15 protein-coding genes are annotated in these 15906 nt (G+C 71.9%); 10 read left to right on the forward strand and 5 right to left on the reverse strand.

Annotated features, from left to right (window positions below):
• Nucleotides 1-88 precede the first annotated feature (88 nt).
• Nucleotides 89-628 (reverse strand): MarR family winged helix-turn-helix transcriptional regulator, encoded by a 540-nt coding sequence (locus tag ACFY1E_RS27285; protein WP_389080206.1) that lies wholly within the window; start codon nt 626-628, stop codon nt 89-91.
• 123 nt (nt 629-751) lie between these two features.
• Between ACFY1E_RS27285 and ACFY1E_RS27290 the strand changes: the two genes are divergently transcribed.
• Nucleotides 752-1267, forward strand: a complete 516-nt coding sequence (locus ACFY1E_RS27290; RefSeq protein WP_389080208.1) for a YceI family protein — start codon at nt 752-754, stop codon at nt 1265-1267.
• 6 nt (nt 1268-1273) lie between these two features.
• On the opposite strand, the gene ACFY1E_RS27295 is transcribed toward ACFY1E_RS27290, so the two are convergent.
• The gene (locus ACFY1E_RS27295) at nt 1274-3016 is read right to left on the reverse strand and encodes a hypothetical protein (protein WP_389080209.1); all 1743 of its coding nucleotides are present in this window, start codon (nt 3014-3016) and stop codon (nt 1274-1276) included.
• A gap of 234 nt (nt 3017-3250) precedes the next feature.
• Between ACFY1E_RS27295 and ACFY1E_RS27300 the strand changes: the two genes are divergently transcribed.
• The 4 genes from ACFY1E_RS27300 to ACFY1E_RS27315 all read left to right on the forward strand — a co-directional run bounded on the left by ACFY1E_RS27300 (nt 3251) and on the right by ACFY1E_RS27315 (nt 5897).
• Nucleotides 3251-3640 (forward strand): cell division protein SepF, encoded by a 390-nt coding sequence (locus tag ACFY1E_RS27300; RefSeq protein ID WP_389080211.1) that lies wholly within the window; start codon nt 3251-3253, stop codon nt 3638-3640.
• 75 nt (nt 3641-3715) lie between these two features.
• Nucleotides 3716-4906, forward strand: coding sequence for an ATP-binding protein (locus tag ACFY1E_RS27305; RefSeq protein ID WP_389080212.1), 1191 nt, complete (start codon nt 3716-3718; stop codon nt 4904-4906).
• The gene (locus ACFY1E_RS27310; RefSeq protein ID WP_389080214.1) at nt 4903-5229 is read left to right on the forward strand and encodes a nucleotide pyrophosphohydrolase; all 327 of its coding nucleotides are present in this window, start codon (nt 4903-4905) and stop codon (nt 5227-5229) included. The genes ACFY1E_RS27305 and ACFY1E_RS27310 overlap by 4 nt, the downstream gene beginning before the upstream one ends.
• A 197-nt stretch (nt 5230-5426) precedes the next feature.
• Nucleotides 5427-5897: a DUF6099 family protein gene (locus ACFY1E_RS27315; protein WP_389080215.1), complete on the forward strand. Its 471-nt coding sequence runs from the start codon at nt 5427-5429 to the stop codon at nt 5895-5897.
• Between the two features lie 9 nt (nt 5898-5906).
• Here ACFY1E_RS27315 and ACFY1E_RS27320 read toward each other — a convergent pair whose 3' ends face one another.
• Complete coding sequence (locus tag ACFY1E_RS27320) at nt 5907-6068, reverse strand: hypothetical protein (RefSeq protein WP_389080216.1); 162 nt, start codon at nt 6066-6068, stop codon at nt 5907-5909.
• A gap of 331 nt (nt 6069-6399) precedes the next feature.
• On the opposite strand from ACFY1E_RS27320, the gene ACFY1E_RS27325 reads away from it, so the two are divergent.
• The 4 genes from ACFY1E_RS27325 to ACFY1E_RS27340 all read left to right on the forward strand — a co-directional run bounded on the left by ACFY1E_RS27325 (nt 6400) and on the right by ACFY1E_RS27340 (nt 11675).
• Entirely contained in the window at nt 6400-7323 is a 924-nt protein-coding gene (locus ACFY1E_RS27325; RefSeq protein WP_389080218.1) for an LLM class F420-dependent oxidoreductase, read from the forward strand.
• Between the two features lie 158 nt (nt 7324-7481).
• Nucleotides 7482-8945 (forward strand): 3' terminal RNA ribose 2'-O-methyltransferase Hen1, encoded by a 1464-nt coding sequence (locus ACFY1E_RS27330; RefSeq protein WP_389080219.1) that lies wholly within the window; start codon nt 7482-7484, stop codon nt 8943-8945.
• Nucleotides 8942-11485, forward strand: a complete 2544-nt coding sequence (locus ACFY1E_RS27335) for a polynucleotide kinase-phosphatase (RefSeq protein WP_389080220.1) — start codon at nt 8942-8944, stop codon at nt 11483-11485. The genes ACFY1E_RS27330 and ACFY1E_RS27335 overlap by 4 nt, the downstream gene beginning before the upstream one ends.
• Nucleotides 11486-11501: 16 nt before the next feature.
• Nucleotides 11502-11675, forward strand: a complete 174-nt coding sequence (locus tag ACFY1E_RS27340) for a hypothetical protein (protein WP_389080221.1) — start codon at nt 11502-11504, stop codon at nt 11673-11675.
• Here ACFY1E_RS27340 and ACFY1E_RS27345 read toward each other — a convergent pair.
• Together ACFY1E_RS27345 and ACFY1E_RS27350 are read right to left on the reverse strand one after the other, a co-directional pair.
• Entirely contained in the window at nt 11655-12548 is an 894-nt protein-coding gene (locus tag ACFY1E_RS27345; RefSeq protein ID WP_389080222.1) for a hypothetical protein, read from the reverse strand. The genes ACFY1E_RS27340 and ACFY1E_RS27345 overlap by 21 nt on opposite strands.
• A gap of 781 nt (nt 12549-13329) precedes the next feature.
• Entirely contained in the window at nt 13330-14499 is a 1170-nt protein-coding gene (locus ACFY1E_RS27350; RefSeq protein WP_389080223.1) for an SPFH domain-containing protein, read from the reverse strand.
• Between the two features lie 131 nt (nt 14500-14630).
• Between ACFY1E_RS27350 and ACFY1E_RS27355 the strand changes: the two genes are divergently transcribed.
• Nucleotides 14631-15854: an arginine deiminase gene (locus ACFY1E_RS27355; RefSeq protein WP_389080225.1), complete on the forward strand. Its 1224-nt coding sequence runs from the start codon at nt 14631-14633 to the stop codon at nt 15852-15854.
• Nucleotides 15855-15906 lie beyond the last annotated feature (52 nt).

Raw genomic sequence — 15906 nt, forward strand, 5'->3', positions numbered from 1 at the left:
CACTTCTACAACACTGGCCGCCGACACACTGCGCTCGGCGGCCAGCCACCGATCACCCGACTGTCACCAAAGTCATGACCGGGTACAGCTAGCGCTGCTCGGACTCCTCGGCGAGTGCGGCCTCCTGGGCGAGTGCGGCCTCTTTGGCAAGCTCGGGCAGCAGGCCGCACATCGCCTCGTGCTGGTCCGGGCCCATGACATGGGTCAGGGCCCGGGTGACCGTCGAGGCCAGGGTGCCGGAGGCCTCCTCCAGGAGGCGGCGGGCCTTGTCGGTGAGAGCCACCTCGATGCCCCGCTTGTCGCCGCAGACCGACTTGCGGGTGACCAGCCCTGCGTGCTGGAGACAGGCGATCTGGTACGTGAGCCGGGTCTTGGGGCGGCCGAGGAGTTCCGCGATCCGTGTCATGCGCAGCCCCGTCCTGGGCTGCTCGGCGAGCAGGCACAGGGTCAGGAACTCGTCGTGCGAGACGTCGAGATGCTCCTTCACGACCGACCGCAGTTCCTGCTCCACCGCTCCCACGGCCCCGAGCATCACCATCCAGGCCCGCAACTCCTTGGGCAGCAGTCCGCCACCCTGCGCGGACGGGCATTCGGGCAGGTCGGTGAGGTGCTCCTCGGGGTCGGCCATGTGTCGAGTCTACCTGTTGTCCAATTTTGGACCGAAGGGTTGTCCAGATTTGGATAATGCTCTACGGTCGTCGTAGTCATCCAAATTTGAAGCACTTGCTTTCCCCGTCCACTGGAGAAGATCATGACCGTCGCCGTCGAAACCGGTGTCTGGCAGCTCGACGCCGCCGCTTCCACCGTCGCCCTGCGCCACAAGACGATGTGGGGCCTCGTCACCGTCAAGGGCACCTTCGGCGCCGTCGGCGGACAGGGCGAGGTGCAGCCCGACGGCTCCGCCACCGGCACCCTGACCCTGGACGCCGCCACCCTCGACACCAAGAACAAGAAGCGGGACGAGCACCTGCGCTCGGCCGACTTCTTCGACACCGCGAACCACCCCGAGATCACCTTCGCCGTCCGCAGCGCGAAGCCGGGCGCCGGCGACACCGTCGAGGTCTCCGGTCAGCTGACCGTGCGCGGCATCAGCCGCCCGCAGACCCTCACCGCCCGCCTGGCCGGTGCGGACGCCGACGCGCTCACGCTGGAGGCGGAGTTCACCGTGGACCGCGGCGAGTTCGGCCTGGGCTGGAACCAGCTGGGCATGATCCGCGGCCTGACCACGGTCGCCGCAACGCTCCGCTTCGTGCGTACGGCAGCCTGACGCGCGTCAGCGGGTGCCGCGCACCCGCAGATGGAGGTCCATGCTGGACAGCGTCTGCGGTGTGGGGGTGAAGACCCGCAGCCGGAGCCGGGCGTGCGGCCCCGGCAGGGTGAACTTCCCGTGGTCCGGCGGCCGGATCACATAGTCGGCCGAGGCGTGCGCGGGCAGGGTGGCCGGTCCCTTCAGGACCGTCCAGTACTGGCGCAGGCCCTGGCCGACGGTGAGCATGAAGTGCGGTTCCAGGGCGTTGTCGTCCCTGTTGGTGACCCGCAGGCTCAGCCCGGTGAGGACGTTCGCGTCCGCCGCCGTCCGGCGCACCGAGGCGATCTCCATCCGGAGCGGTGGCTTCCCGGTGACCGCCACGACGGCGCTGACCAGCGCCGGGGCGACCAGCAGCGCGGCCGTCGCGGCCAGCGCCGGGCGCCGGCGGGGGCCGGTCAGCGGGCGCGGGCGCGGCTGCCAGGCCCGTACGAACTCGGACGGCGGTGCGGTGATGGCGGCTGCCAGCCACAGCGGCGTCATCATCAGGTAGTAGCCGTCCTGGGAGCGGGTCGCGACATAGAAGGCGCACCACGGCAGGACGGTCGCCGCGGGCCCCAGCCGGCGCATGAACAGGATCAGCAGCCCGAGCAGGGCCGCGGCCAGCAGCATGCTCGCGTGCCCGTACCAGTCGACCCGGTCGCTGCCGTTCGTGTAGTACAGGGACACGCCCACGAGGCCCTGCCCGTGCAGCGTCGCCCCCTGGGTCAGCGGCAGCGCGATGCCACCGATCCAGGAGCTCGGCTCGCTCACGAGGAAGTACGTGTTGATCAGCAGCCACACGGTCGCGGCGATCCCGGCGATCCGCGCCACCACCAGCGTCGCCGCCCGTCCGCCCAGCTCGCCGCGGCGCACCGCGTAGATCCCGGCCAGCAGGAACGGCGTCAGGAACCAGGGCAGCTGCTGTGCGGCACACGCGGCACCCAGGCATGCGGCCCGCGCGACACCGGCCGCCCCGAGCCGCCCGCCCTGTCCGATCCGCGGCCAGCGCACCACCACCGGGATCAGCAGGGCCAGCGCGATGATCGCCGGGTAGCCCTCACGGCCGTAGGTCGGCAGAAACCCGAAACCCAGGCACGCCATCGTCGCCGCCGACCGCCACTGCACCGGCAGCATCCGCCACAGCACGACCGTGCCGACGATCAGCGCGCCCGTGCTGACCGCCGTCGCCGGGGCGCCGCCGTGACCGATCCACAGCAGGGGTGCGGTGAGCAGCGGGGCGAGCGGGGGATAGCCGTAGGTGTAGTCGTAGCCGCCGTCGAAGGTCGTGGTGAGGGCGATGCCCTTCTGGAAGAGCCAGGGCCACGGATGCCCGTAGACGTGGTGGCCTGCGACCAGCTCCTTGGCCGCCTGGGTGGTCAGCACCGCCTCGTCCGAGCCGCCGTGGTTCATGGCCCAGGTGCACAGGGCGAGGACCACGGCGGTCACCAGCACGACCGCGTCGAGCCGCGCGAGCGACCGGGCCCGGCGCACGACGAGTGCCAGCACCCCGCACACCAGGATCGAGGCGTAACACAGCGAGATGACGGCGGCCACGGGCGGCCGGTGACTCTCCGCCTGCGTCCACACCGTGCGCGTACCGATGAACAGGCTGACGTTCGCCAGCAGAGTCAGCACACGATGCCACTGCGCGGGAGGTTCCGGTGCGGCGGACACCGCCGACTGTGTCCGCCGGCCGGGTGTCACCAGCGGGGTTTCTGCCAAGTGCACGTCAGGGCACGCTAGTGGTGCCCGGTGAGCAGTTCGTGGCCGGAGGTGAAGAGTCCGGTGTGAGGCGGGTAAGAAGCCTTGTTCGATCAGGAACCGGCGCATAACTGACCGGTTCTCGCCGCCGTGGAACGGTTGTGACGGTCGCGGACCGTGTCGCTGTTGGGCCGAACGGGTGACTTGGCGTAAGAATTGGCTGGTGCAGGCAATGAGTGCGAGTCAGTTCGGGGGGAGCCGGTGAACAGCCACGACGTCACCGATGAACAGTGGCAGGGGCTCGCCCAGGTCGTGCCGTTGCGTGGACGCGACGCCTGGCCGTCCGCGGTGGACCACCGCGCGCACCCGGAAGCCCTGACGGAGGCCCGGCGCCGTTTCGTCGTCCTCAGGGTCAATGTCTTCGCCGACGCCCGCGAGGTCGCCGAGACCCTGATGGCAGGCGTTCCCGTCCTGCTCGACCTGAGCGGGGCGGAGGCCGAGGTCGCCAAGCGCGTCCTCGACTTCAGCACCGGAGTCGTCTTCGGCCTCGCGAGCGGCATGCACCGCGTCGACCGCAACGTCTTCCTGCTGGCCCCTGCGGACACCGAGGTCACCGACCTGGTGGAGAGCGCCTCGGTGGCCGGCTCCTGACCCTGGTCCCCCGATCGTAGGAAGCTCTGGACGCCGTAACGGTTCACCTTCCGGCCGGAGTTCTACGGTCCGGACATGACCGTGACATCCGTGCCGCCCGCGGCGAACTCCGCTACGTCGTCCCCGCTGCACACCCTCGCGGACCACCCGCGCCCGGACCGGCCCTGTGTCACCGAGCTGCGGCTGTCCGCCTTCGCCGGACACCGGCGGGCCGGGTTCGTGCTCGGGCCGGTCACCCTGTTCGCCGGGGGCAGCGGCTGCGGGAAGACGAGTGCGCTGCGGGCCTACGAGGCACTGGCCCGGCTCGGCGGTGGTGCCGAGGTCGGGGAGGTGTTTCCCGACGCGGCCGACTGTGTGCCGGAGCGGGCGCGGCCCGATGCGCAGCGGCGGCGCGGCTTCCGTATCGGCTGTACGGCCGACGGGCCCGAGGGGCCGGTCCGGCTCGACGTCGCCGTGCAGGCCGAGCCCGAACTGCGCATCGTGGGCGAGCGGCTGACCGCGGGCGGTCTCGTGCTCCTGGAGACCGCCTTGCGCGACCCCTCCCGGCGGACCGTGCAGGCCGCCTGGCACACCGCGGGTTCGGCCCCGGTGACGCGGGCGCCGCTGCCCGACGACCGGCTCGGCACCGCCCTGCTGCCGCTGCGGGTGGCCGGCAAGACCGACGGACAGCGCCGGGTGCTCGCCGCCGCCGAACAGATGGTGGTCGCCCTGCGGTCCGTCTTCGCCTGCGATCCGCGCCCCGGCCGGATGCGGGCCCCCGCCCCGCTCGGCTCCGGACTGCTCCTCGGCGGCTGCGACAACCTCGCCGACGTCCTGTGGCGCACCCGCGCCGAGTGCACACGACGGCACGCGCAGCTCGTCGAGGTGGTGCGCGCCGGCTGCGCGGGGCCGGTGGCCGACGTGCTCGCCGAGCCGCTGGGCGACGGGACCGTGCAGGCACTGCTCGACCGCGGCGACGGTCTCCGGACGGCTCTGCGGCGCCTGGGCGACGGCGAGCTCCGATACCTCGCCCTCGCGCTGGTCCTGCTGACCGGGCCGGGTGTCCTGGCGGTGGACACGGCAGGGGAGGTGCCTGCGGCGATGCAGACGCTGACCGTTCTCGCGGACGGTTTCGACCGCTCACTGGACCCGCGGCAGCGACGGGAGCTGCTGCGGCTTGCCGTGCGGACGGCGGGCCGAGGTCACATCCGCGTGGTGGCCGCGGTCAGCGACGCCTCGTGGGCGACCGGGGCGGGGCCCGTCACGGTGGTACACCTGGAGCCGTGACCGATCCTCTCGACGTGGCGACACTGCAGCGCAGGCTGGCCGACTTCGCCGCCGCCCGCGACTGGCGGCAGTACCACACCCCCAAGAACCTCGTCGCCGCGCTCAGCGTGGAAGCCTCCGAACTGGTCGAGATCTTCCAGTGGTTGACGCCGGAGGAGTCGGCCCGCGTTATGGACGACCCGGACACCGCGCACCGCGTGACGGACGAAGTCGCGGACGTGCTCGCCTACTTGCTGCAGCTGTGCGACGTCCTGGACATCGACCCGCTCGCGGCGCTGGACGCGAAGATCGACCGCAACGAACGAAGGTTCCCGGCTCCGTAGTCGAACAGGTAGGCCACCGGGAGTGGTTCAGTCCACTTTCACTCTCCGGAGTCAAAAACCGGTTCGAAACCGATTTGTTGTCCACAGATTTCGGTCTTCCTCTGGCTTTTCGTCCCGCACACCCTCACTCTGGGTAGTGGCCAAGGGAGTTCGGGCGGACGTGCGGGCAGCGCGTCCAGACAGACGGGGGCAGCGGCATGGACGCTGTGCGGCTCATCGTGACGAGCAGACGTGCCCTTGCAGGGAGCGGCGACGCTCCGGAGACCATGACCGAGGTGTGGCAGGCGCAGGCCCTGGCGCAGGCGATAGGCAGCCGCCTCGCGGTCTCCGGACCGCCCGAACTGCGCGGCGAGGCACTGGGGTTGACGGAGCTGGCGGGCCGGGGCTGCGGGGTCCTCGACACCCCGCACCTCGCCACCGAGGACCTGCGCGCGGCCCAGCTCACCGACCTGGGCGACGCCCGCCAGGCCCTGCTCTGCCTCGGCGGCCTCCTGGGCGAGGTGGGCATCGCCCTGGTGGGACTCGCCTGCGCCGCGGACGACGAGAGCACCTACTGGCAGTGCATGGAGGCCATCGACGCGGCGGACGAGTCCAGGGACCGGGTCCGGGAGATGCTGCGCAGACTCGCGGACCGGGAAGCGGCGTTACCCGAGAGGGAGGCCGGCTAGAGCCGGGTCTCAGCCCGCCTCGCTCTCCTCCGCGCCCCGCCCCGCAGACTGCAGATCCGCGTCCAGGGCCGACAGGTCCGCGTTCAGCGCCGCCATCAGCTCCTCCATCTGCTGCAGCAAGCCCTTCGGCCGGCCGGCGCCGCCCTGCTGCGGCACGGACTCTTCGGACATGACGGCCTCCTCGGCCCCAGGCCCCCACCAGGAGGCCGATCGGGTGACATCCCGGCGACGGCCGCCGGCGCGGGTGCCGGGCGGTCCGGCTCCGCACGAGCCAACGACCACCGCCACAGCGGGTTACTCAGGTCTGCCTCGCGATGGCCGCGCCGGTCAGAGTGGCCGGCTTGCTTTTCTGCTGGGGGTCCGGGGGTTGTCCCCCGGGAAAACGCAGTACTGGCGCGGGTGCGTACCCGCCCGCCGATGAGGGAATTTCACCCGACCGTGGACGGGAGTGCCCGGAGGGACCGGTGGGGTTGACCGGCACCGCGGCGTGCAGGATGGAGGTATGGATCTTCGCATCTTCACCGAGCCCCAGCAGGGGGCCTCCTACGACACGCTCCTCGCGGTGGCCAAGGCCACCGAGGACCTGGGCTTTGACGCCTTCTTCCGCTCCGACCACTATCTCCGCATGGGCTCCGTGGACGGCCTGCCCGGCCCCACCGACGCCTGGATCACCCTCGCCGGACTGGCCCGCGAGACCAAGCGCATCCGCCTGGGCACCCTCATGACCGCCGGCACCTTCCGCCTCCCCGGCGTGCTCGCCATCCAGGTCGCGCAGGTCGACCAGATGTCCGGCGGCCGCGTCGAACTCGGCCTCGGTGCCGGCTGGTTCGAGGAGGAGCACAAGGCGTACGGCATCCCGTTCCCGAAGGAGAAGATCGGCCGGCTCGAGGAGCAGCTCGAGATCGTCACCGGCCTGTGGCAGACCAAGGTCGGCGACACCTTCGACTTCCACGGCAAGTACTACGACCTCACCGACTCGCCCGCGCTGCCCAAGCCCGCCCAGGAGAAGATCCCGGTCCTGGTCGGCGGCCACGGCGCGACCCGCACCCCGCGCCTTGCCGCCCGGTACGCCGACGAGTTCAACATGCCGTTCGCCTCGATCGAGGACAGCGAGCGCCAGTTCGCCCGGGTCCGCGCCGCCGCAGAGGAGGCCGGTCGGCGGCCCGAGGAGCTCGTCTACTCCAACGCCCTGGTCGTCTGCGTGGGCAAGGACGACCAGGAGGTGGCCCGCCGGGCCGCCGCGATCGGCCGCGAGGTCGACGAACTGAAGGCCAACGGCCTGGCGGGCACCCCGTCCGAGGTCGTCGACAAGATCGGCCGCTACGCGGAGACCGGCGCCCGTCGCCTCTACCTCCAGATCCTCGACCTCGCCGACCTGGACCACCTGGAGCTGATCTCCTCCGAGGTCCAGTCGCAGCTGTCGTAGCGACCGCCGCAAGGACCTCCGGCAGCAATAAACAAGGGCGCAGGTCGGCCGCCGTATGCGAAGGTGAGATCGTCGTCCTGCCGAGCCCCCAGGATCACCACCTGGGGGCTTTCGTGCGCACGGCGCCCCGAACCGTCCACCTGTCGGAGAGTCTCCGCATGTTCCTGACCATCACCACCACCGGCACACCCGAACGCCCCGCCACCGACCTCGGCTTCCTGCTGCACAAGCACCCCGACAGGGCGCAGGCGTTCTCCACCTCCTACGGCACGGCGCACGTCCTCTACCCCGAGGCCGATGCCGAGCGCTGCACGGCGGCGCTGCTGCTGGAGGTCGACGCGGTGGCGCTGGTGCGGCGTGGAAAGGGCAAGGGACGCGGCGGTGCGCCCGACGCGGCACTCGCGCAGTACGTCAACGACCGCCCGTACGCGGCCTCTTCGCTGCTCGCGGTGGCGCTGAGCAGCGTGTTCTCCAGCGCGATCCGCGGCGTGTGCAACGCCCGGCCGGAGCGTGCCGCCCAACCGCTGCCCCTGCGCATCGAGGTGCCTGCGCTGCCCGCCCGCGGCGGCCCGGAGCTGGTACGACGGCTCTTCGAGCCGCTGGGCTGGACCGTCACCGTCGAACCGGTGGCGCTGGACACCCAGTTCCCCGAGTGGGGCGCCTCGCGGTATGTGCGGCTCGTCCTGGAGGGCGAGGCACTCACCCTCGCCGAGGCTCTGCGCCACCTCTACGTCCTGCTGCCGGTCCTCGACGACGCCAAGCACTACTGGGTGGCCTCCGACGAGGTCGACAAGCTGCTGCGGGCCGGCGAGGGCTGGCTGCCCGGCCACCCGGAGCAGAAGCTGATCACCAGCCGTTATCTCTCGCGCCGCTGGTCGCTGACGCGTGAGGCGATGGAACGCCTTGAGCTGGTGCGGCTCGCGGAGGCGGACGACAGCGAGGTCGAGGACATCGACAACGCCGTCGAGGCGGAGACCGAGACGGAGCAGAAGCCGACCCCGCTCGCCGTGCAGCGGCGCGAGGCGATCATCGCCGCGCTCGGCGCGTCCGGTGCCGCCCGGGTGCTCGACCTCGGCTGCGGACAGGGCCAGTTGGTGCAGGCGCTGCTCAAGGACCCGCGGTTCAGCGAGATCGTCGGCGTCGACGTGTCGATGCGCGCGCTGACCATCGCCTCGCGGCGGCTGAAGCTGGACCGCATGGGGGAGCGGCAGGCCGCGCGCGTCAAGCTCTTCCAGGGCTCGCTCGCGTACACGGACAAGCGGCTCAAGGGGTACGACGCCGCTGTGCTCAGCGAGGTCATCGAACACCTCGACCTGCCGCGGCTGCCCGCCCTGGAGTACGCGGTGTTCGGCTCGGCCCGCCCGAGGACCGTGCTGGTGACGACCCCCAACGTCGAGTACAACGTGCGCTGGGAGTCCCTCCCGGCCGGCCACGTCCGGCACGGCGACCACCGCTTCGAGTGGACGCGGGAGGAGTTCCGCACCTGGGCGGGGGCGGTGGCCGAACGGCACGGGTACGACGTGGAGTTCGTGCCCGTCGGCCCCGACGACCCGGAGGTCGGACCGCCGACCCAGATGGCTGTTTTCCGTATCAGGACCGAGAAGGAGGCGAAGGCAGCATGACCGAGACGCAGAAGCAGGGACGGGTCCTCCCCGTCACCGACCTCTCCCTCGTCGTCCTCGTCGGCGCCTCCGGCTCCGGCAAGTCCACCTTCGCCCGCCGGCACTTCAAGCCGACCGAGGTGATCTCCTCCGACTTCTGCCGCGGCCTGGTCTCCGACGACGAGAACGACCAGAGCGCGACCAAGGACGCCTTCGACGTCCTGCACTACATCGCGGGCAAGCGCCTGGCGGCCGGCCGCCGTACCGTGGTCGACGCGACCAGCGTGCAGCAGGACGCCCGCCGTCAGCTGATCGACCTGGCCAAGCAGTACGACGTGCTGCCCATCGCCATCGTGCTGGACGTACCGGAGGAGGTCTGCGCCGAGCGCAACGCGGCCCGCACCGACCGGGCCGACATGCCACGCCGGGTCATCCAGCGTCACATCCGCGAACTGCGCCGGTCCATACGACACCTGGAGCGCGAGGGCTTCCGCAAGGTGCACGTCCTGCGCGGGGTGGAGGACATCGAGAACGCCTCCGTCGTCACCGAGAAGCGCTTCAACGACCTCACCCACCTCACCGGCCCCTTCGACATCATCGGCGACATCCACGGTTGCGCCTCCGAGCTGGAGTCGCTGCTCGGCAAGCTGGGCTACGTCGACGGCGTCCACGCCGAGGGCCGCACGGCCGTCTTCGTCGGCGACCTCGTCGACCGCGGCCCGGACAGCCCGGGCGTACTGCGCCGCGTGATGTCGATGGTCGAGTCCGGCAACGCGCTGTGCGTACCCGGCAACCACGAGAACAAGTACGGCCGGTACCTCAAGGGCCGCAAGGTCCAGCACACCCACGGCCTCGCCGAGACCATCGAGCAGATGGACGGCGAGAGCGACGAGTTCCGCGCGCGGGTGAGGGAGTTCATCGACGGGCTGGTCAGCCACTACGTCCTCGACGGCGGCCGGCTGGTGGTCTGCCACGCCGGTCTGCCCGAGAAGTACCACGGCCGCACCTCCGGCCGGGTCCGCTCGCACGCACTGTACGGCGACACCACCGGCGAGACCGACGAGTTCGGGCTGCCGGTGCGGTACCCGTGGGCGGAGGACTACCGGGGCCGGGCGGCGGTCGTCTACGGCCACACACCCGTCCCGGAGGCCACATGGTTGAACAACACCATCTGTCTGGACACCGGGGCCGTCTTCGGCGGCAAGCTCACCGCGCTGCGCTGGCCGGAGCGTGAGCTGGTCGACGTACCGGCCGAGCAGGTCTGGTACGAGCCGGCGCGCCCCCTGCGGGCCGAGGCACCCGGCGGGCACGACGGCCGGCCGCTGGACCTGGACGACGTGCACGGCCGCCGGGTCGTGGAGACCCGCCACTCGGGCCGGGTGTCCGTCCGCGAGGAGAACGCGGCCGCGGCCCTGGAGGTCATGAGCCGCTTCGCGGTCGACCCGCGTCTGCTGCCGTACCTGCCGCCGACCATGGCACCGACCGCGACCTCGCACGTCGACGGCTACCTGGAGCACCCGGTCGAGGCCTTCGCCCAGTACGCGGCCGACGGGGTGGCGCGGGTCGTGTGCGAGGAGAAGCACATGGGCTCGCGGGCGGTGGCCCTGGTGTGCCGGGACGCGGAGGCGGCGCGCAAGCGGTTCGGCGTCGACGGCCCGACGGGGGCGCTGTACACCCGTACCGGACGGCCGTTCTTCGACGACGGGTCGGTGACGGAGGAGATCCTCGGGCGCGTGCGCACGGCGGTTGACGCGGCCGGTCTCTGGGACGAACTCGCCACCGACTGGCTCCTGTTGGACGCCGAGCTGATGCCGTGGTCGCTGAAGGCCGCCGGGCTGCTGCGGTCCCAGTACGCGGCCGTCGGCGCCGCGTCCGGGGCGGTGTTCCCGGGTGCGCTCGCGGCGCTGGAGGGTGCCGCGTCCCGTGGCGTCGAGGTGGCCGAGCTGCTGGCGCGCCAGCGTGAACGGGCCTCGAACGCGGCCGCGTTCACGGAGGCGTACCGCCGCTACTGCTGGACGACCGAGGGACTGGACGGCGTACGACTCGCGCCCTTCCAGATCCTGGCCGTCCAGGGCCGCAGCCTCGCCTCACTGCCGCACGACGAGCAGCTCGCCCTGCTCGACCGGCTCGTCGAGCACGACGGCAGCGGCCTGCTGCAGACCACTCGACGGCTCTACGTCGACACCGGCGACCCGGAGTCGGTGCAGCCCGGCGTCGACTGGTGGCTGGAGATGACCGGTCGCGGCGGCGAGGGCATGGTCGTCAAACCGCTGGGCGCGCTCGTGAGGAGCGAGGAGGGGCGGCTCGTGCAGCCAGGCATCAAGTGCCGGGGACGTGAGTACCTGCGGATCATCTACGGCCCGGAGTACACCCGCCCCGACAACCTCGTCCGGCTGCGCAGCCGCTTCCTGAACCACAAGCGGTCGCTGGCGATCCGCGAGTACGCCCTGGGCCTGGAGGCCCTGGACCGGCTGGCGGAGGGCGAGCCGCTGTGGCGGGTGCACGAGGCCGTGTTCGGGGTGCTGGCGCTGGAGTCGGAGCCGGTGGACCCGCGGCTTTGAGCCAATCGTGAGCCGTGTGCACACCCGCCGTGGCCGCGCGGCGGGTTTCAACCAGGCGGCACTCCTGACTACGGTTCCGGTCGGTGCGCTGGGCGATGTTCCGGTACTGGTGGCGGCAGCGACGATCGCACTGGCCTCCGGTGGGACGCTGTGGGTGCGGATGCGGCGGCTACCCGACCAGGCGCAGTGATGTCCCCGCCGTGCCCACCCGTACCGACTGTCCCCATGTCAGCTGCAGTGCGTCCTGCTCCATCCCGTCCCCGAAGGCGATCAGCCGCTCGGACTCGACGGTAAGGGTGAGACGGGCCGAGGCCGCGAGTTCGCCTGCGACCAACGACGTCCCGGTGGCCGGCGACGGCCACGCCTCCCGTACGAACCACAGCAGCCGGTCGTCGGTCGGGCGCGGCAGCGACAGGGCGGCACCGCGCTCCTGCCACACCGAGCGGATCCATCCCGTCGCGCCGGTGCCCGTCCCCACCAGCACCCCGGACGAAGCCTGGGCCTCGACGACACCCCCGTCGCCCTCGAGGCCCAGGCGGTACCTGGCCGTCTGATGTCCGGCGGCGCCCAGGTAGATCTCGTTGAGCGCGACGATCCGCTGAGTGTCGTCGGCGACCGCCTCGACCATGGTGAGTTCGTCCACGGCGCTCGTGCGGACCGCCGGGAGCAGCGCCGCCGCGTCCGCGGGGCGGTGCCGCACCAGGACGCCCGGGTTGCGCCCCGGGTCCGTGTCGATGCCCACCACCGGCTGCCCGGCCAGGTACTTGGCGACGTTCGCCACCAACCCGTCCTGCCCGACGACCACCACCACGTCCTCCGGGGCGAACAGGAAGCGGTCCAGGTCGCCCCGCTCCACCTGTGCCTGACGCCAGGTCAGCGGAACCGCGGCGGTCACCTCGGCGAGCGCACGCCGGGTGCGGCGGTGCCGCTCGGCGACCTCCGCGATGTCCCGGCCCCGGGAGGAGAGGAAGAAGGCGGCCTGCCCGTGCGTACCGTGATGGGCCACCAACTCCTCGTACTCCGTGGTCCGATGGACGAGGACGACACGCGGCGCGAGGCTCACGCGGCACACTCCGCGCAGAGCACGGGCCGGGAGAGGATCGCCGCCGGCCCGGCAGCGGACGGTGGTTGCCCGGTACGCGGGTCCGCGTCGCGGAGGGACCCGACGGACGCCCTTGCCGGCCCGTCGGCGGACGATGGTTGCCTCGCATCTGGGCCCGCGTCGGGGCGGGGTCGGGGGGTGGTCCCCGTTGGCCGGGCGGCGGCGTTCGGGTCCGCGCCGGGTGGGGTGGGCGCCCCTGTTGGCTCGGCGGTGGGCGATGGTTGCCCGGTATGTGGGTTCGTGTCGGGGCGGGGTCGGGGGGTGGTCCCCGTTGGCCGGGCTGCGGACGGTGGTTGCCCGGCGTTCGGGTCCGCGCCGGGTGGGGTGGGCGCCCCTGTTGGCTCGGCGGTGGACGATGGTTGCCCGGTATGTGGGTTCGCGTCGGGGCGGGGTCGGGGGGTGGTCCTCGTTGGCCGGGCTGCGGACGGTGGTTGCCCGGCGGTCGGGTCCGTGCCGGGCGGGGTGGGCGCCCCTGTTGGCTCGGCGGTGGGCGATGGTTGCCCGGTATGTGGGTTCGCGTCGGGGCGGGGTCGGGGGGTGGTCCCCCTTGGCCGGGCTGCGGACGACGGTTGCCCGGCGGTCGGTCCTGTGCCGCGGGCGGGCTGGGAGAGGGCTCCCGGCCGCGACGCGGCGGATGGCAGTAGCCCGGCAGTCGGGCCCGTGCCGTGGAACCCGGTCGGGTCGGCCGCGGGCAGGCCGGTTGCGCTCGCGCCGGGGAATCCGGCCCGTCCGGCTCCCGTCTTCACGGCCGCTCCCCGTTGCCGAGCCGGGCGAGCAGTCCCGTCAGCACGTCCGGCGAGATGGTCACGCTGTCGATGTTCGGCAGGTTCTCCGCCAGCCGGGTCCCGGCGAGGGCGTGCAGCGTCGCGACGTCCACCTCCCCATGCACCCGCAGCCAGGCCGCCTGCGCCTGAGCCCGCGCCTCCCCGACCTCGCGCGCACCTTCGGCCTCGGCGCGGGCGAGCCGGACCGAACGAGCCGCCTCGGCATCGGCCATCCGCACCGTCCGCGCCGCCTCCGCCTCCGCCAGCCGCTCGGTACGCCGCGCCTCCGCGTCCGCGAGCTGCACGGACCGCGTGGCCTCCGCGTCGGCCAGCCGCAGCGAGCGGTCCGCCTCCGCCTGCGCCAGCTTCACCGTGCGTGCCGCCTCCGCCTCCGCCCGTACCGCGTCCGCCGCCGCGTGCTCCTCGGCCTCCCGCCGGGCGTTGGTGCCGCGCTGCTCGACCAACTGCTCCTCGCGGCGGGCGAGTTCGATCTGGCTGGCCAGTTCGTTCTCGGCGATCGCCCGTTCCCGCTCGACGGCCACGGCCCGCCGCTCGTACGTCGCCCGGTCCGCCTCCTGCTGGATCTGCTCACGGGCGGGCGTGCGCAGGGCCCGCTCCACCTCCGGCTCCGGACGCAGCGCCACCACCCGGACGGCGACCACCTCGATGCCGGTCGCCGGCAGCCGCGGCTCGGCGCCCAGCCCCGCCGCGACCCGCTCCCGCACCGCGGCCACCCCGTCCACCAGCGCCGACGACAGCGACGTACGAGCAAGGACGTCCAGCGCATGCTGCTGGGCCGTCTCCGTCAGCAGCGTCCCGAGCTGCTCCAGCGGCGCACCGCGCCACACCCCGGTGTCCGGGTCGACGGAGAAGTCAAGACGGGCGGCGGCGAGCGCCGGGTCGCTGATCCGGTACGTCACCGTCGCCTGCACCGCGACGTCCTGGAAGTCGGACGTACGGGCATGGAAGGTCATCGCCAGCTCCCGGTCGTCCACCGGGACCTCGGAGAGCGCCGCCGTCAGTGCACGGAACCAGAAGCTGAGCCCCGGTCCGTCGTGCAGCAGCTTCCCCGCGCGCTGGTGCCGGATGTGCGCCGTCGGTGCCCCGCGCAGATGGCGCCAGCCCAGACGCCGTGTGATGTCGGCCATCGAACCCCCTCGGTTCTCGTCCGTTCGACGATAATCGCCGCAAGCGTTTATCGTCAAGAGGACGAAAACAAGAAGCGAAGAAACCGGTCGACCAGCGGGTCAAGAAGGCCCCCGGTGGTCAGGATGGAGGCATGGGAATGCATGTCGACTCCGAGGCCGGGCGGCTCAGCCGCGTCATACTCCACCGGCCGGATCTCGAGCTCAAAAGGCTCACCCCCAGCAACAAGGACGCCCTCCTCTTCGACGACGTGCTCTGGGTGCGCCGCGCCCGCGCCGAGCACGACGGCTTCGCCGACGTCCTGCGCGACCGCGGGGTCGCCGTCCATCTCTTCGGCGACCTGCTCATCGAGGCGCTGGAGATCCCGGCGGCCAGAACGCTCGTCCTGGACCGGGTCTTCGACGAGAAGGAGTACGGCGTCCTCGCCACCGACCACCTCAGAGCCGCCTTCGAGACCCTCCCCGCGCAGCAGCTGGCCGAGGCCCTGGTCGGCGGCATGACCAAGCGCGAGTTCCTGAACGCCCACGCGGAGCCCACCTCCGTCCGCTTCCACGTCATGGACCTCGACGACTTCCTCCTCGCGCCGCTCCCCAACCACCTCTTCACCCGCGACACCTCCGCCTGGATCTACGACGGCGTCTGTGTCAACGCCATGCGCTGGCCCGCCCGGCAGCGCGAGACGGTCCACTTCGAGGCGATCTATCGCCACCACCCCCTCTTCCGTGACGAGGACTTCCGCGTCTGGTCCGAGGGGCAGGCCGACTACCCGTCCACCATCGAGGGCGGCGACGTCCTGGTCATCGGCAACGGCGCCGTCCTGATCGGCATGAGCGAGCGCACCACCCCGCAGGCGGTGGAGATGTTGGCGCACAAGCTGTTCGAGGCCGGCTCCGCGCAGACGATCGTGGCCCTCGACATGCCGAAGCGGCGCGCCTTCATGCACCTCGACACGGTGATGACGATGGTCGACGGCGACACCTTCACCCAGTACGCGGGCCTCGGCATGCTCCGCTCGTACACCATCGAGCCGGGCGCCGGCGACAAGGAGCTCAAGGTCACCGACCATCCGCCGGAGCACATGCACCGCGCGATCGCCGCCGCCCTCGGGCTGAGCGAGATCCGCGTCCTGACCGCCACCCAGGACGTGCACGCCGCCGAGCGCGAGCAGTGGGACGACGGCTGCAACGTCCTCGCCGTCGAACCGGGCGTCGTCGTCGCCTACGAACGCAACGCCACCACCAACACCCATCTGCGCAAGCAGGGCATCGAGGTCATCGAGATCCCCGGCAGCGAACTCGGCCGCGGGAGGGGCGGCCCGCGCTGTATGAGCTGTCCCGTCGAACGAGCTGCCGTATAGAAATGCGATTCATCGTATAGACTTCCAGCGGTATACGTCCCCGCATTCCTGG

The organism is Streptomyces sp. NPDC001604 (assembly GCF_042893475.1).
Taxonomy (GTDB): Bacteria; Actinomycetota; Actinomycetes; order Streptomycetales; family Streptomycetaceae; genus Streptomyces.

What these genes read in the sequence shown, in the direction of transcription:
- ACFY1E_RS27285 (WP_389080206.1), bottom strand. Translation starts at nt 628, where the DNA reads ATGGCCGACCCCGAGGAGCACCTCACCGACCTGCCCGAATGCCCGTCC.
- ACFY1E_RS27290 (WP_389080208.1), top strand. Translation starts at nt 752, where the DNA reads ATGACCGTCGCCGTCGAAACCGGTGTCTGGCAGCTCGACGCCGCCGCT.
- ACFY1E_RS27305 (WP_389080212.1), top strand. Translation starts at nt 3,716, where the DNA reads ATGACCGTGACATCCGTGCCGCCCGCGGCGAACTCCGCTACGTCGTCC.
- ACFY1E_RS27315 (WP_389080215.1), top strand. Translation starts at nt 5,427, where the DNA reads ATGGACGCTGTGCGGCTCATCGTGACGAGCAGACGTGCCCTTGCAGGG.
- ACFY1E_RS27320 (WP_389080216.1), bottom strand. Translation starts at nt 6,068, where the DNA reads ATGTCCGAAGAGTCCGTGCCGCAGCAGGGCGGCGCCGGCCGGCCGAAG.
- ACFY1E_RS27325 (WP_389080218.1), top strand. Translation starts at nt 6,400, where the DNA reads ATGGATCTTCGCATCTTCACCGAGCCCCAGCAGGGGGCCTCCTACGAC.
- ACFY1E_RS27330 (WP_389080219.1), top strand. Translation starts at nt 7,482, where the DNA reads ATGTTCCTGACCATCACCACCACCGGCACACCCGAACGCCCCGCCACC.
- ACFY1E_RS27335 (WP_389080220.1), top strand. Translation starts at nt 8,942, where the DNA reads ATGACCGAGACGCAGAAGCAGGGACGGGTCCTCCCCGTCACCGACCTC.
- ACFY1E_RS27350 (WP_389080223.1), bottom strand. Translation starts at nt 14,499, where the DNA reads ATGGCCGACATCACACGGCGTCTGGGCTGGCGCCATCTGCGCGGGGCA.
- ACFY1E_RS27355 (WP_389080225.1), top strand. Translation starts at nt 14,631, where the DNA reads ATGGGAATGCATGTCGACTCCGAGGCCGGGCGGCTCAGCCGCGTCATA.